We start from the raw sequence: 13876 nt of genomic DNA, 5'->3' as shown, positions 1-13876 counted from the left end.
TGGACCCGCGTTCGCAGCGGCGCCTTGCCGGCTATCGCGCGGCGATGGAGGCCGCGGGCCTGTTCGACCCGCGCCTCGTCACCACCACGCCGGTGCTGTCCAGCGTGTCGCTCGGCCGCGAGATGTTCCGCGACGCGCTGGCCAAGGTGCCGACACTCGACGGTGTCTTCTGCAACAATGACGACATCGCGCTCGGCGTCTTGTTCGAATGCCATCGAGCCTCGATCGCGGTGCCGACGACGATCGGCATCGTCGGTTTCAACGATCTCGACATGATGCAGGTGGCGTTTCCTTCGGTCACCAGCATCCGCACCCATCGTTATGAGATCGGCCGGCGTGCCGTCGCCATGGCGCTGGCGGCGATCGCCGGCAACAGACCGGAGCAACGGATCGTCGACCTCGGTTTCGAGCTCAAGCGCCGCGAGAGCACGGCGCGTTGAAACGCACAGAAGCGACTGTGCGAATGCCGGTTTACACGCCAGTTTGGTAGCGCTACCATCCTTGTTTGACAGGCGCATGTGGGAGAGATAACGCCTGTTTATTATACATAAGCGACAACTGATACTTGTTTATTATGGATAATATGATAGTTTCAGCTTTGCTGACGGGGACAAGGGGAGGAACCGGGTCGGCCATTCACCGACCAATGAAAGCGTGGCCAAGGCAGGAGGTGCCGGGCATCGCGCGAGACTTCGCAAAGTCAAATAACAAACAGAACTGCAATTGGGAGGAATATCGATGATCAAGTCACTTGTTGGTGGCATCGTTGCCGCCACTGCATTCGTCATGTTGAGCTCGTCGGCGATTGCTGCGGGCCCCGAAATCGTCAAGGGTCCAGCGGCCGAGCCGGATTGCTTCGCACCCTGGGCTGCGGATACGCAGTTCTTCAAGTTCCCCAAGAAGGACGGCCCTTACCGCATTGCGCTCGCCAACGGCTATATCGCCAACACGTGGCGTATCCAGATGGTGCAGACTGCGAAGGCCTATGCAGCCCAGAAGGACGTTGCTGCAAAGCTGAAGGAATTCAAGGTCGTCTCGACCGGAGAAGACGTGCCGGCACAGATCTCGGCAATCAATAACTTCATTGATTCCGGCTATGACGCGATCGTGGTCAACGCCCAGAACCCGACCGCTTTCGGGCCGGTGATCAAGCGCGCCAAGGAAGCCGGTGTCATTCTGGTTGCCTTCGACAACATTCTCGACACCAAGGACGCCATCAACGTCAACGTCGACCAGAAAGGTCTTGGCGAGCTGTGGGGCAAATGGTTGGTCACGCATGTGCCGAATGGCGGCAAGGTGCTCGAAGTGCGCGGCGTTGCCGGGACATCGGTCGACACCGACCGCCACAACGGTATCCATGAGGCTCTCGACGCGTCCGGGAAGAAGTGGGAGGTCACCGAGGTGGTCGGCAAATGGGATGACGGCGTGGCGCAAAAGGCCTCGGCCGACGCCATCGCAACCAACGGCCCCTTCGACGGCGTGACCGGACAGGGTGGCGACACCGGCATCGTGCAGGCGATGATCGATGCCAAGCATCCCTTCGTGCCGTTCGGCGGCGAGACCGAGAATGGCTTCCGCAAGTTCTGCGCCGCTCATGCTGCGGACGGGCTGAAATGCTCATCGGCCGGCACCGGTCCGGCCCAGGTGGCGGTTGCCATCAAGACGGCGATTGCCGCACTCGAAGGCAATGTCGTTCCGCAAGCGGTCAAACTGCCGCTGGCGATTGTCGAGGATCCGAACTTCAAAGCCGGTCAGGATTTCTTCCCCGACCAGTCTGACAATTTCTTCGTCGGCAACTCCTTCCCGACCTGCGGCATCAATTTCACGGCGCAGGAAATCATGGGCCAGACCAAGGCGGACCAATAGGCAGCATACAAGGCGCCGCGGGATCTCCCGCGGCGCCGGCCATTCGATATCCCTGGTCGTCAAAAGTGCCTCGGGAGGGCCGATGGACGGTATGGTTCCGCTCTTCCGGATGGAAGGCATATCCAAGCGCTATGGTGGTGTGCGGGCGTTGGAAAAGGCCGAGCTTTCGGTCTCATCCGGCAGCATTCACGCCATTCTCGGCGAAAACGGCGCCGGCAAATCGACGCTGATCAAGGTTATGGCGGGCGTCGTCGCGCCCGACGAAGGGCGCATGACGCTGGATGGACGCGAAGTGACATTCGCCTCGCCAGGCGCGGCCAATAAGGCCGGTATCGTCTGCATCTTCCAGGAACTGTCGCTGGTTCCCGAACTCAGCGTTGCCGACAACATAGTCATTTCCGATCCGCCGAAGCGTTTTGGCATGATCGACCGCAAGGCGCAGCGCCGCATCGCCGAGGAGGCGCTGGCACGCGCGGGCGCCGCCGATATCCACGATATCCCCCCGCTGGCGCTGGTCAAGGACCTGCCGCTGTCACGCCGCCAAATGGTCGAGATCGCAAAGGCGCTGGCCAGGAAGCCGCGCATCCTGATCCTCGACGAGGCGACCTCGGCACTGACCGCGACCGACGTTGCCAAGATCTTCAGCGTGCTCAAGCGATTGCGCTCGGAAGGGCTGGCGCTGCTTTACATCTCGCACCGCATGAACGAGATCGCCGAGCTTGCCGACCACTGCACGGTGTTTCGCAACGGCCGCAATGTCGCCAGCTACAAGGCAGGCACAAAGAGCGACAACGAAGTGGTCGAACTGATGATCGGTCGCGAATACAGCCATATCTTTCCGCCCAAGCCGGCGGCGGTGCCTGCCACCGCAGCCCCCAGGTTAGAGGCCCGCAAGCTCTCCTGGGCCGACCGGCTGCACGACATCTCGCTGACCGTCAGGGCAGGTGAGGTGGTCGGCATTGGCGGCCTCGACGGTCAGGGCCAGCGCGAATTGCTGCTCGCCTTCTTCGGCGTGCTGCGGGGCCTCAGCGGCCAGATCCTGATCGACGGCAAGCCGGTGTCGATCACCAGCCCATCCGTTGCGCGCGACGACGGCATCGGCATGGCGCTCATCCCCGAGGACCGCAAGACTGAAGGCCTGATGCTGCCGATGACGGTGCGCGAGAACCTGTCCTTCGCGGCGCTCGACCGGCTGTCGAAAGCCGGCATCATCGATCGCGCCGCCGAGCAGCGGCTGATCGACGACATGGTCGGCCTTTTGGCGATCAAGACGGCAGGCCTCGACATTCCGGTCGGCGCGCTTTCGGGCGGCAACCAGCAGAAAGTGGTCATCGCCAAATGGCTGATGCGCCAGCCGCGCATCATCCTGCTCAACGATCCGACGCGCGGCATCGACGTCGGCACCAAGCAGGAGCTGTACCAGCTGATGCGCAAACTGGCCGACGCGGGTGCTGCGATCCTGTTCTACTCGACCGACTATGATGAACTGATCGGCTGCTGCGATCGCGTGCTGGTGCTCTATGACGGGGCGGTCAAGCGCGAGTTGGTCGGTGCCGAGATCACCGAGCGGGCGCTGATATCAAGCGCGCTCAACATCCATGGCGAGGAGAGCCCGGTGGGCCTGGGAGCAAGCGCGTGAAAGATTGGCGCTACTGGCTGGCCGAGCAGCGCGGAACTCTGCTGGCGCTCGGCATCTTCATCGTCATGTTCGTCATCTACACCTCAAACCATCCGGCGGGCTTCACCGCCAATGTCGTGCAGACGGCGTCGAACAAGGGCGTGCTGCTCGCCTTTGTCGCCATGGCGCAGACGCTGGTGGTGATCACCGCCGGCATCGACTTGTCCGTCGGTATGATCTTCCTGCTCACCAACTGCCTCGCCTCCTGGCTGGTGGTCGGCACGCCGATGCAGACGACGCTCGGTGTCATCGCCGTGCTGGCGGTGGGGCTGCTGTGCGGCGCGATCAACGGCGCCATCGTCATCTATGGCCGGCTGCAGCCGATCGTCGCCACCATTGCCACTGGCGCCGTCTATTACGGCATCGGCCTTTTGCTGCGGCCATTTCCGGGCGGCTCGGTCAATGAGGATCTGGCCGATGCGCTGACCGGCCGTGTGTTCGGCGTGGTGCCGGCGAGCCTGGTCGTCCTGTTCGCCATCGTGCTGGTGATCTGGGTGCCATTCAGCCGCTCGGTACTTGGCCGCGCGGCTTACGCGGCCGGATCATCGGAGACGGCGGCCTACATGTCCGGCGTGCCGATCCGGCGCGGCAAGTTCGCTGCCTACACGCTGGCCGGATTGCTGGCGGCGATCGGCGGCCTGTTTTTGACCTTCTTCACCTATACGGGCGAGGCGGCCTATGCCAGCGGCAATGCCTACACGCTGTTTTCGATCGCCGCCGTGGTGCTCGGCGGCGTCTCGCTGTTCGGGGGCAAGGGCAGCGCTATCGGTGCGATCTTCGGCGCGCTGGCTTTCCGCACCATCGGCGACCTGCTCTTCGTCTTCGATTTCGATCCGCTCTGGCAGCCGCTGTTCCAGGGCGTTATCCTGCTGGTCGCCGTCAGCCTCGGCGCCTTCGCCCTGTTTCGGGTCCGCAACCGGCTGGAGTGGTTCCTGTGAGCGAAACGACACTTGGCGGCATTGCCGGCCGCATGCCCAGATTCATCCGCCGCGCCGATCCGGCGGTGCTGACGGCCTTTGCCTGCATCGTTCTCTTGCTGTTCCTGGGCAGCCTCTATTCCAGAAGCTTCCTGTCGCCTGAATATCTTCTGCAGCAGCTCAAGGTGGCTTCGTTCCTCGGCGTCATCGCAACCGGCATGATGCTGGTCATCCTGCTCGGCCAGATCGACCTGTCGGTGCCATGGGCGGTGGCAGCGGGCGCCATGATGGCCTGCGCTGCGGCGGCGTACGGCCCGGTCGGCGTGGCGCTGGCCATGCCGTTCGGTATTTTCTGCGGCATGCTGATCGGCGTCGTCAACGGCATCGGCGTCGCCTATCTGCGCATCCCCTCGATGATCATCACATTGGCCACCAACGCTGTCGCGCAAGGGCTGATGGTGGTCTACACAGGCGGCTTCTCGCCGCAGGATTCGGCAACGGGCGCGATGCGCTACCTGGCGACCGGCTTCGCCATTCCGGGCGTGCCCAACGCGGTCATCATCTGGGTGCTGATCGGAGCCGCGATGGTGTTCGTGCTGACCCGTACCAGCTTCGGCCGCACCGTCTACGGCATCGGCAACCGCGAACGCGCGGCGTATCTCTCCGGCATCGATACGCGGCGCGTGGTGATGGTCGCCTTCGCCGTCTCCGGCGGGCTCTCGGCTTTCGGCGGCGTGCTTCTGGCTGGCTATGCCTCCAAGGCGGCGCAGTCGATGGGCGACGCTTATCTGCTGCCGTCGATCGCCGCGGTGGTGCTTGGCGGCACCTCGATCCTGGGCGGGCGCGGCTCCTATCTCGGCACGGTCGCCGGTGTCATCCTCATCACGCTGCTGCAGTCCATCCTCTCCGTCATGCAGATGCCGGAGGCGGGGCGGCAGATCATTTACGGCGTCGTCATTGTCGCCATGCTGCTGCTCTACGGCCGCGCGCCGGCAAGCCGCTGACCGTGGACGAAAAGGCAGCACAGGCGCCAGCGGGCGCTCCCGGCTCGGTGCCTCCGGCCATCGTGGTGATGGGCGTCGCCGGCTGCGGCAAGTCGGCCGTCGGTATTGCGCTGGCGGCCGCGCTGGGTGTTACCTTCATCGAGGGCGACAGGCTGCACCCGCCGGAAAACGTCGCACGCATGGCAAGCGGCGAACCGCTTACCGATCAACTGCGCGAAGGCTGGCTCGACGCGATCGGCGAGCGCATCGCGGAGTCTGTGGGCAGCGGACAGGGCGTGGTTGCCGCCTGCTCGGCACTGAAGCGCAGCTACCGCGACCGGCTGAGCAGCTTCTGCCCGGAAATCGTCTTCCTCTATTTGAAGATCGACCCTGCCACGGCCAGGCAGCGTGTCGGCAGCCGCAAAGGCCATTTCATGCCGGCAAGCCTGGTCGACAGCCAGTTCGCCATCCTCGAGCCGCCGGTTGCGGAAGAGCGCGCCTTGACACTCGATGCCACACGTCCGGTCGGTGAGCTCGTCGCTGCCGCGGTCCGCCTGATACGCCGGTCATGAGCCTTCATCCATTCCGATGCCGGTGCTGTCCGGCGCCTCGGTCAGCCGCTGCCGGCGGGACCACGTCAGCATCTGCTCGGGGTAGAGCCTCAGCGCCTCCAGCAAGCGGTCGCGCTTGAGCAGGATGTAGTGCGCCTGCACAGTCATGTTCTTGGCGCCATCCCTGGCCATGTCCGTCGCCGGGGTGACAGACGCCTCCGGCGTCAACTCGGGGCAGAGCACGGCCTGGTACTCGATGAAGGGAACCACTTCGAAGGTCGACATGGCAAACAGGGCGGTTCGGCCCCTGGCGGCAAAATTCGCCGGCGCCGAGGCGAGATGCGTCCAGCCGCTTTCGCCCATGGCTGCCTCGGTGAAAGTCGTGCCGGCATGGACGGTGTTGGTCATCGTCACCACGCCATTCTGCTTCAGGATCTTCTGGATGCGGATGGTGACCTGATAGGCGTCGTCACGATCAAAGACGACCCGGCTTTTCAGGAACCGGTTTTCGACATTGACTAGCGGCGGGTTGAGGAAACGCAGGCCGAACGCGCTTTCGGAAATACCGTGGGTGTTGACGCTCACCTGATGCGCCTCGACACCGGCCTCGTATAGCGCGCGCTTGCCGATGATGGTCTGGGCGGTGAATTGATCGCACCAGAGGATGGCGCCGTGGCCGCGCTGCAAGGCCGACCGCAGCCCCTCCAGTCCCTCCAGCCGGATCGTCGGCGACCAGCGGCCAGCCACCAGATGTGCGGCAAGTTGCAGGCGGCGCCGATGGCGCGCCGCCAGCAATCCCTCGAACAGCTTGCATGTATCGATGCCATCGCCAAGCACCGCGCGTGTCGCGGCCGCGTAGGCCGGGAATTCCTTGCGCATATGGCGCTTGAGGCGAACCCTCGATATGCGGCCGCAGATCGGCGCCCACCAGCGCACCGGCAGCGCCGCTGCCACCACGAGATAGAAGACGGACAGCAGGCCTTCGCGAAGGTCCTTGTTGGAAAAGCGGCGAAACCGGCCGGGGTGAACCAGCTTGCGGCTGAAGAAGCGGACGTCCTCCGCCCGTTCCGGGACGAAGACGTCGGCGATGATTTCAGTGCGGAAACTGGCTGCCGATGGCAGCTTGCGGGCGGCCTTGCGGGATTTTGCGAACCACCAAAGCCTCATCGGTCCAGCCCGTTCTTCGAACCCCGCTTTACTGCGTCGGCTTGGGACGTGCAAGGTCATGTCCGCGCTCAAGACTTCTGCAAATTTCGCTTGCCCTATACCTGGGGGACAGGCGTGTGCAACGCGAGCTGGCGCCCGCGACGCCGGACCGCTGATCGCTGACCGGCAGTCGCTATTCCATATACGGCGTCAGCACATCTTCGATCCATTTCATGAATGCGCGGACTCGGCGCGACAGATTGCTCCGATGTGCAACGACGAGGGATACGGCGAGCGCCCGTCGACGAAAATCGGGTATGATCTCGACAAGCGCTCCACTCTCCAAGTATCGGCCAATGCCCAAAAGTGGCGCCTGAATCACACCAAGGCCGGCGAGGGCGGCGGCTTCGTAGGTCTGCGCGCTGTTGACGTGCAGCGCACCTGGCAACTGAAGCGTCGCGTAGCTGTCGCCGTCCGGATATTCCCATCCATAGGGTCTCGCGCCCAGCACCGTCGAAAAGTGAATTGTCCTATGTTCCTGACGCTGGAGATCTTCCAGCGACCGAGGGACGCCATGGCGCGCCAGATAGGCGGGACTGGCAGCGTTGGCCATGCGCAACAGGCCCAACGGGCGGGCGATCAGCGTTTCGTCGCGAATGGGTCCAAGCCGCAATACACAATCGAACCCCTCTTGAACCAGATCGACTTGCCGGTCCGTACTCGACACCTCCAGCTCCAATTGGGGGTGCGCCGCCATGAAATCCGGCAAGGCCGGCACGATCGTTGTGCGCGCCACTTCGGTCGGAAGGTCGACTCGCAAACGCCCGCGAAGTGCCACGCGATCGCCTGCGAACATCGAGTGCAGATCATCGACTTCAGCGAGCAGATCGCGGGCACGGGCATGAAATGCACGTCCGTCTTCCGTCAACCGCACGCTGCGCGTCGTCCGGTGCAGGAGCCTGACACCGAGATCTTCTTCCAGCTTCCGGACCGCCGTTGAGGCTCTCCCCTTTTGGATGCCAAGGCTGTCGGCTGCGCGGGTGAAGCTCCCCATTTCCGCTACCGTTATGAAAATGAGGATGGGTTCGAGATTTTGTATTTTCGTGCCCCGGTATTGTTCCCCAAAAAGAGAACAGTCGGTTCATTTCCTCGGTGTTTATCACGCCTGAGAGGCACAGTAAGCTTCGAATATGGGATCTCCCCATCGGAGAATGACAAGTGTCCGAAACTGTGAACCCGCATCAGACACCGGGAACTATGACCTTGCATCGCGCCCTGTGGGCCGGCCGGATAATGAGCGCGTTTGTCGTTATCGCTTTGATGGCAGACGGCACTGTTCAGCTTTTCGCGCCGGCACGGGTCGCGAGCATGTTGCAGGAAACCGGGTTCGCGATGGATCTGACGCGCGTCGTGGGTCCGATCATCCTCGCCTGCGCCATCCTCTACGCCATCCCGGTCACCGCCGTCCTCGGCGCGATCCTGGTGACGGGCTTTTTGGGAGGTGCCATCTGCGCCCATCTCCGCATCGGTGAGTTGGGATCGCCGCCGGAAATCATTTCCCTGCTTCTGGGCGCGATGACCTGGGGCGGCCTCTATCTGCGCGATCCCCGTATCCGGGCCATTCTGCCGCTCATCCATTGAACCAACAGGGGCAGTTCTGTCCCTCAACATCAGGAGAAAACACATGTTCTTAGTAATGGGAATCACCGGAAACGTGGGCGGCGCGACGGCAAGGCATTTGCTAGCGCTAGGCAAAAAGGTGCGCGCGCTGGTCCGCGACCGCGAGAAAGCGTTGAGCTGGGCGAACCGGGGCGTGGAGCTGGTTGACCGCGATTGGAATGATTCGGCAACCATCGAGCGGGCGCTCGAAGGCGTCGAAGGCGCGTTCGTCATGCTGCCTCCTGTCTGGGCGCCTTCGCCCGATTACAAGGAAGCAAAGGGCGTCATTGCAAGCTATGTCGAGGCGCTCACCAAGGCAGCGCCGCCGCGAGTGGTTGCGCTTTCGTCGATGGGCGCGAACAGAACCAGCGGGCACGGGGTGATCGCGGCCTTGTCCCTTCTGGAGCAAGGTTTTCGCGACCTGAGATCGCCAGTTGCTTTTGTGCGCGCAGGCGGATTCTTCGAGAATTTTCTTTTCGGGTTGCAGGTCGCGCAGGGCGGAACGCTGCCGGCTTTCTACAATCCGACAAACCGGAAATCGACCATGGTCGCGACGAACGACATCGGCGCGGAATTCGCAACGCTTTTGACCGGGCCAACGTGGTCAGGGCAGCGCATCGTCGAGCTTGGTTCGATGGTCAGCGCGGATGAAGTCGCGGAGCAGTTGGGTGAAGTCCTGAACCTCGACGTGAAAGCCTTTGCAATCCCGCGTGCAGGGTGGGCGGAAGCGCTCGAACAATTCGGCATCCCGAGGGGCCACAGCGGACCTGCCGAAGAAATGTACGAGGCCGTGAATGCAGGATGGATGGACCTCGGTGTGGCGGGTACGGAGCATGTAGCGGGTACGACGTCCGCACGCGCTGTATTCGAGGCTGCGTCAAATGTGAACGGGTAGGCCAAAACTGCATGGGGTTTTCCGTGATTTCGAGCTTCGAAACCCGAGATTCGGAGAACTCCCTCCTTCAACGCACGAATCTCACATCTGTCTGAGCGCGGTCAGCTTGCAGTGGTTTATATCTGCGACGTCAGTTCAACCGGGAAATCGTCATTGTCGGCGTCGCGCATGGCGGCAAGGCTGCGATTGTCCAGCACTTCGGCGATCGCCTGCCGCACCTCCAGCATCATGTGGCGGACCTGGCAGGTCGCCTCGTCGCAATCCTCGCAGCGCTGATACTGCGTGCGGCTGGCGCAAGGGATCGGCGCCAGCGGCCCATCAAGCACGCGCACGACGTGGCCGATCTTGATTTCGGAGGCCGGCCGGGCGAGGCGATAGCCGCCTTCCTTGCCCTTGCGGCTCTGAACGAAGCCGGCATTGCGCAACTCGCCAAGGATGGCATCGAGGAATTTCTTCGGGATGTTGTTGGCCACCGCGATGTCATTGACGAAAGCCAATTGGCCGGCCGGCAGGCCGGACAGATGCACTAGGGCCTTGAGGCCGTATTTGCCTTTTTTCGTCAGCATGCCCAGATCAACCCATTGAAGCCCCAACCACTCGCATCTGGCGACTGTTTGTGTGCAAATAATGACGTTTTCGCCGCGCGATGATGTTTCGCGAAAACAAGCCGCCGGATTGCAGTTAGGCACAAACGCGTTGATTCTTTGTAACGTTTTGCACTGAGAAGGCGGATATTCCGCTGATAACCAGGTTTTCGGCGTTCAAAACGAAAAAAGCCGGCAGGGCGCCGGCTTTTCCGTCAACTGCGCAGATATCGCGGCCTTCAGCGGCTGCCGTAGGTCTGGTCGAGCAGGCCGCCAGCGGCGAAATGCTCTTTCTGCACTTTGTCCCAGCCGCCGAAGACGTCTTCCACCGTCAGCAGCCGGATATCGGGGAAATCGGCCTTGTATTTTGCCGCCACAGCGGCGTCGCGGGCTCTGAGGCCGTTGCGGGCGGCGATGTCCTGGCCCTCCGGCGTGTAGAGGAAGTCGAGATAGGTCTTGGCCAGATCGCGCGTGCCGTGCTCGTCGGCAACCTTGTCGACGATCGCGACGGGGAATTCGGCCAGCAGGCTGACCGTCGGAGTGACCTGCTCGAATTTGCCGTCGCCATACTCCTTGCGGATGCCGCGCGTCTCCGACTCGAAGGTGATCAGCACATCACCGATCTCGCGCTGCACGAAGGTGGTGGTCGCGGCGCGGCCGCCGGTGTCGAAAATCGGCACGTTGTTGAAAAGCTTGGTGATGAACTCCTTCACCTTGGCCTCGTCGCCCTTGAAGGCTTCCTTGGCGTAGGCGGTGGCCGCCAAATAGGTGTAGCGCGCATTGCCGGAGGTTTTCGGATTTGGGAAAATCACCTGCACGTCGTCGCGCACGAGATCGTTCCAGTCCTTGATATGCTTGGGATTGCCCGCGCGGACAAGGAAGGACGGCAGCGAATAGAAGGGCGAGGCGTTGTCGGGAAAATCCTTTTGCCAGTCGGCCGAGACGAGGTCCTTCTTGACCAGGAAGTCGATGTCGGTGACCTGGTTGAAGGTAACGACATCGGCGCCAAGGCCCTCGGCGATGGCACGCGCCTGCGCCGAAGTGCCGGCATGCGACTGATCGACCGTGACGCCCGGATGCTGCGCGATGAAGGCCTTGTTCACCTGCACGAACAGTTCGCGGCCGACGTCATAGGACGCATTGAGCAGTTTGTCGGCCGACCAGGCTTGGGAGGATGCAAGGAACAGGCCTGCGACGGTGGCAAGCCCGAGGAAAAATCGTCTCATGAAAACAGGCTCCGATGCAATTTATGGTGGGACCATAGCCGGGGTGCGTGGTGTGCGACGAGGCATGCGCCGTAGGTTCGTGGCCTCATCGTAGGAAAATATGTCGCCTAAGTCGATGAATGTTGGAATTCTGTTCCAGGAGAATGCTACCTTCGTCGGAGTTTTTCTGCGCCTTGTTTTGCGGCGCTGCATGGCATATACAAAAGGCATATACAAAAGAGCTGCAACATGCCCCAGAGCCGACATTCAACAACGCCGCCCAAGGAGGCGAAGCTGTTTCGCAACAACCGCAGCCAGGCGGTGCGCATTCCTGTCGAGTTCGAGCTTCCCGGCGAAAAAGTCCTGATCAGCCGGGAAGGCGATCGTCTTGTCATCGAGCCGGTTCGCAAACCTGGCCTCACCGCGTTGCTCGCCCAGTGGGCGAAAGAGCCGCCGCTCGATCCTGAAGATGACTTCCCCGAGATCTACGACACGCCAGTCAAATCCGAGGACATTTTCTAGATGCGGTTCATGCTGGATACGAACATTATCAGCGACATGATCCGAAACCCGGCTGGCAAGGCCGCGAGGGCAATGTCGCGCGAGGGAGATGACGCCGTTTGCACCAGCATCGTGGTCGCCTCGGAATTGCGATATGGCTGCGCCAACAAGGGATCGGCCAAGCTGTTCAAGAAGGTTGAAGACTTGCTGGCCGAGATTCCTGTCTTGCCGCTCGATGTGCCGGTGGATGCCGAGTATGGCGGACTTCGCGCCGAGCTTGAAGCCGCGGGCCAGACCATTGGCCACAACGATCTTTTTATCGCCGCTCATGCCTGTGCATTGGGCACCACGCTGGTGACCGCCAACACGGGAGAGTTCAACCGGATCAGGGGCCTGAAGGTCGAGAACTGGCTGGCGTAGCCATAGACCAGAGGATCAAGCCGCCGGAAAAAGCTTCCAGCGTCCGGGGCGGAACGCCACCCGGCTTTTCTGCGCCGCGGGGTGATCGACCGGCAGTTCGATTTCGACCCGCTGGCGCTCTCCGCCGATCTCAAGCTCGACCCGGCGCGTGCCGGCGACGCGCCGGCTGGCGGCGACCGTGCCGGCGATGCAGCCGCTGCAGCCGTCCAGCAATTCGACATCGTGCGGGCGGAAGTAGAGCGTCGCATCGCCCGAGGGCTCGTTGGGCGCGGCAAGCCCGATCGGACGGTCGGCGAGCCAGATTTCGCCATTCTCGACCTTGACGGGAAGCGAGCTCGATTCACCGATGAAGCCGTAGACGAAGGGCGAGTTCGGCGTGTCGTAGATATCGTCGGCGGTGCCGACCTGCTCGATGCGGCCCTGGCTCATCACGACGACGCGGTCGGCAAGCTCCAGCGCCTCTTCCTGGTCGTGGGTGACGAAGACGGTGGTGTGGCCGGTGGCGTCATGGATTTCGCGCAGCCAGCGGCGCAATTCCCGGCGCACTTGCGCGTCAAGCGCGCCGAACGGCTCGTCGAGCAGCAGCACCTTGGGCTCGATCGCCATGGCGCGGGCTAGCGCCACGCGCTGCCTCTGGCCGCCGGAGAGCTGCGCCGGATAGCGCTTTTCGAGTCCTGAAAGCTGGACGAGGTCCAGAAGCTCGGAGGCGCGACGGCGGATCTCCTGCGCCGGCGGGCGCGACGGTCCGTGCCGGACCTTCAGGCCGAAGCCGATATTGTCCGCCACCGTCATGTGCCGGAACAGCGCATAGTGCTGGAAGACAAAGCCGACATTGCGCTCCTGGATGGACTTGTGCGAGGCGTCCTCGTCGCCGAAGAATATCTTTCCCCGTGTCGGCCGCTCCAGCCCGGCAATCAGCCTGAGCAGCGTCGTCTTGCCGGAACCGGACGGTCCCAGCAACGCGATCAGTTCGCCCGACTTGATGTCGAGCGACACGTCGTGAAGCGCCGGAAACCGGTCAAACTCCTTGCGCACGTTGGCAACGCGAACTTCCATAGTGGTCCCTTTGTCAGTGCCCGCGTGTCGCGGCGATCTCGGCGCCGTAGCGCATCTCGAGAAGTGTTTTCAAGACCAGCGTGACGAGCGCCAGGCCCGCAAGCAATGAAGCGACGGCGAAGGCACCGACGGCGTTGTACTCGTTGTAGAGGATTTCGACATGCAGCGGCATGGTGTTGGTCAGGCCGCGTATGTGGCCCGACACCACCGATACCGCGCCGAACTCGCCCATGGCACGCGCATTGCACAGGAGCACGCCGTAGAGCAGCCCCCATTTGACGTTGGGCAAGGTCACGTACCAGAAGGTCTGCCAGCCATTGGCGCCGAGCGAAAGCGCTGCCTCCTCGTCGCCATTGCCTTGCTCCTGCATCAGCGGGATCAACTCGCGGGCGACGAAGGGGAAGGTGACGAAGAT

At 62.5% G+C, this 13876-nt stretch carries 15 protein-coding genes and 1 pseudogene (1 of these 16 cut by a window edge); 10 read left to right on the top strand and 6 right to left on the bottom strand.

What is annotated here, in order from left to right:
• From EOB59_RS14430 to EOB59_RS14405, 6 genes and pseudogenes are all read left to right on the top strand, one after another.
• Window positions 1-440 (top strand): annotated as a pseudogene (locus EOB59_RS14430) (substrate-binding domain-containing protein); its annotated part reaches 418 nt to the left of the window's first position; the annotation flags it as partial.
• Window positions 441-738: 298 nt separating this feature from the next.
• Window positions 739-1866, top strand: coding sequence for a sugar ABC transporter substrate-binding protein (locus EOB59_RS14425; protein WP_127322625.1), 1128 nt, complete (start codon window positions 739-741; stop codon window positions 1864-1866).
• Window positions 1867-1948: 82 nt separating this feature from the next.
• Window positions 1949-3505: a sugar ABC transporter ATP-binding protein gene (locus tag EOB59_RS14420; protein WP_128288630.1), complete on the top strand. Its 1557-nt coding sequence runs from the start codon at window positions 1949-1951 to the stop codon at window positions 3503-3505.
• Complete coding sequence (locus tag EOB59_RS14415) at window positions 3502-4482, top strand: ABC transporter permease (RefSeq protein ID WP_128288629.1); 981 nt, start codon at window positions 3502-3504, stop codon at window positions 4480-4482. Before EOB59_RS14420 ends, EOB59_RS14415 begins: the two co-directional genes overlap by 4 nt.
• Entirely contained in the window at window positions 4479-5465 is a 987-nt protein-coding gene (locus EOB59_RS14410; RefSeq protein WP_128288628.1) for an ABC transporter permease, read from the top strand. The genes EOB59_RS14415 and EOB59_RS14410 overlap by 4 nt, the downstream gene beginning before the upstream one ends.
• 2 nt (window positions 5466-5467) lie before the next feature.
• Window positions 5468-6016: a gluconokinase gene (locus EOB59_RS14405; RefSeq protein WP_128288627.1), complete on the top strand. Its 549-nt coding sequence runs from the start codon at window positions 5468-5470 to the stop codon at window positions 6014-6016.
• Here the strand turns inward: EOB59_RS14405 and EOB59_RS14400 are convergent.
• Both EOB59_RS14400 and EOB59_RS14395 read right to left on the bottom strand, forming a co-directional pair.
• On the bottom strand, window positions 6011-7162 hold the full coding sequence (locus EOB59_RS14400; RefSeq protein ID WP_128288626.1) for a hypothetical protein: 1152 nt from the start codon (window positions 7160-7162) through the stop codon (window positions 6011-6013). The two genes, EOB59_RS14405 and EOB59_RS14400, sit on opposite strands and share 6 nt — an antisense overlap.
• A gap of 172 nt (window positions 7163-7334) precedes the next feature.
• Window positions 7335-8210: a LysR family transcriptional regulator gene (locus tag EOB59_RS14395; protein WP_281061722.1), complete on the bottom strand. Its 876-nt coding sequence runs from the start codon at window positions 8208-8210 to the stop codon at window positions 7335-7337.
• A gap of 149 nt (window positions 8211-8359) precedes the next feature.
• Between EOB59_RS14395 and EOB59_RS14390 the strand changes: the two genes are divergently transcribed.
• Together EOB59_RS14390 and EOB59_RS14385 are read left to right on the top strand one after the other, a co-directional pair.
• Entirely contained in the window at window positions 8360-8782 is a 423-nt protein-coding gene (locus tag EOB59_RS14390; RefSeq protein WP_128288625.1) for a DoxX family protein, read from the top strand.
• 43 nt (window positions 8783-8825) lie between these two features.
• Entirely contained in the window at window positions 8826-9695 is an 870-nt protein-coding gene (locus EOB59_RS14385) for an NmrA family NAD(P)-binding protein (RefSeq protein WP_128288624.1), read from the top strand.
• Between the two features lie 116 nt (window positions 9696-9811).
• Here the strand turns inward: EOB59_RS14385 and EOB59_RS14380 are convergent, their stop codons facing one another.
• Window positions 9812-10261: an Rrf2 family transcriptional regulator gene (locus EOB59_RS14380; protein WP_013530871.1), complete on the bottom strand. Its 450-nt coding sequence runs from the start codon at window positions 10259-10261 to the stop codon at window positions 9812-9814.
• A 257-nt stretch (window positions 10262-10518) separates the two neighbouring features.
• Window positions 10519-11505: a sulfate ABC transporter substrate-binding protein gene (locus tag EOB59_RS14375; protein ID WP_127271870.1), complete on the bottom strand. Its 987-nt coding sequence runs from the start codon at window positions 11503-11505 to the stop codon at window positions 10519-10521.
• Between the two features lie 228 nt (window positions 11506-11733).
• Between EOB59_RS14375 and EOB59_RS14370 the strand changes: the two genes are divergently transcribed.
• Both EOB59_RS14370 and EOB59_RS14365 read left to right on the top strand, forming a co-directional pair.
• On the top strand, window positions 11734-12006 hold the full coding sequence (locus EOB59_RS14370; protein WP_127271402.1) for an antitoxin: 273 nt from the start codon (window positions 11734-11736) through the stop codon (window positions 12004-12006).
• A complete protein-coding gene (locus EOB59_RS14365) occupies window positions 12007-12405 on the top strand; it encodes a type II toxin-antitoxin system VapC family toxin (protein ID WP_128288623.1) in 399 nt (132 codons plus the stop codon).
• Window positions 12406-12420: 15 nt separating this feature from the next.
• Here the strand turns inward: EOB59_RS14365 and EOB59_RS14360 are convergent, their stop codons facing one another.
• Together EOB59_RS14360 and EOB59_RS36280 are read right to left on the bottom strand one after the other, a co-directional pair.
• A complete protein-coding gene (locus tag EOB59_RS14360) occupies window positions 12421-13461 on the bottom strand; it encodes a sulfate/molybdate ABC transporter ATP-binding protein (protein WP_127381770.1) in 1041 nt (346 codons plus the stop codon).
• Between the two features lie 13 nt (window positions 13462-13474).
• Window positions 13475-13876 (bottom strand): ABC transporter permease subunit (locus EOB59_RS36280; RefSeq protein WP_245486626.1); only part of this gene is annotated, 402 nt, incomplete at its 5' end.

This window comes from Mesorhizobium sp. M7A.F.Ca.MR.176.00.0.0 (assembly GCF_004023165.1).
In the GTDB taxonomy this organism is placed as follows: Bacteria; Pseudomonadota; Alphaproteobacteria; order Rhizobiales; family Rhizobiaceae; genus Mesorhizobium.
This window is presented reverse-complemented; position numbering and strand designations above follow the sequence as displayed.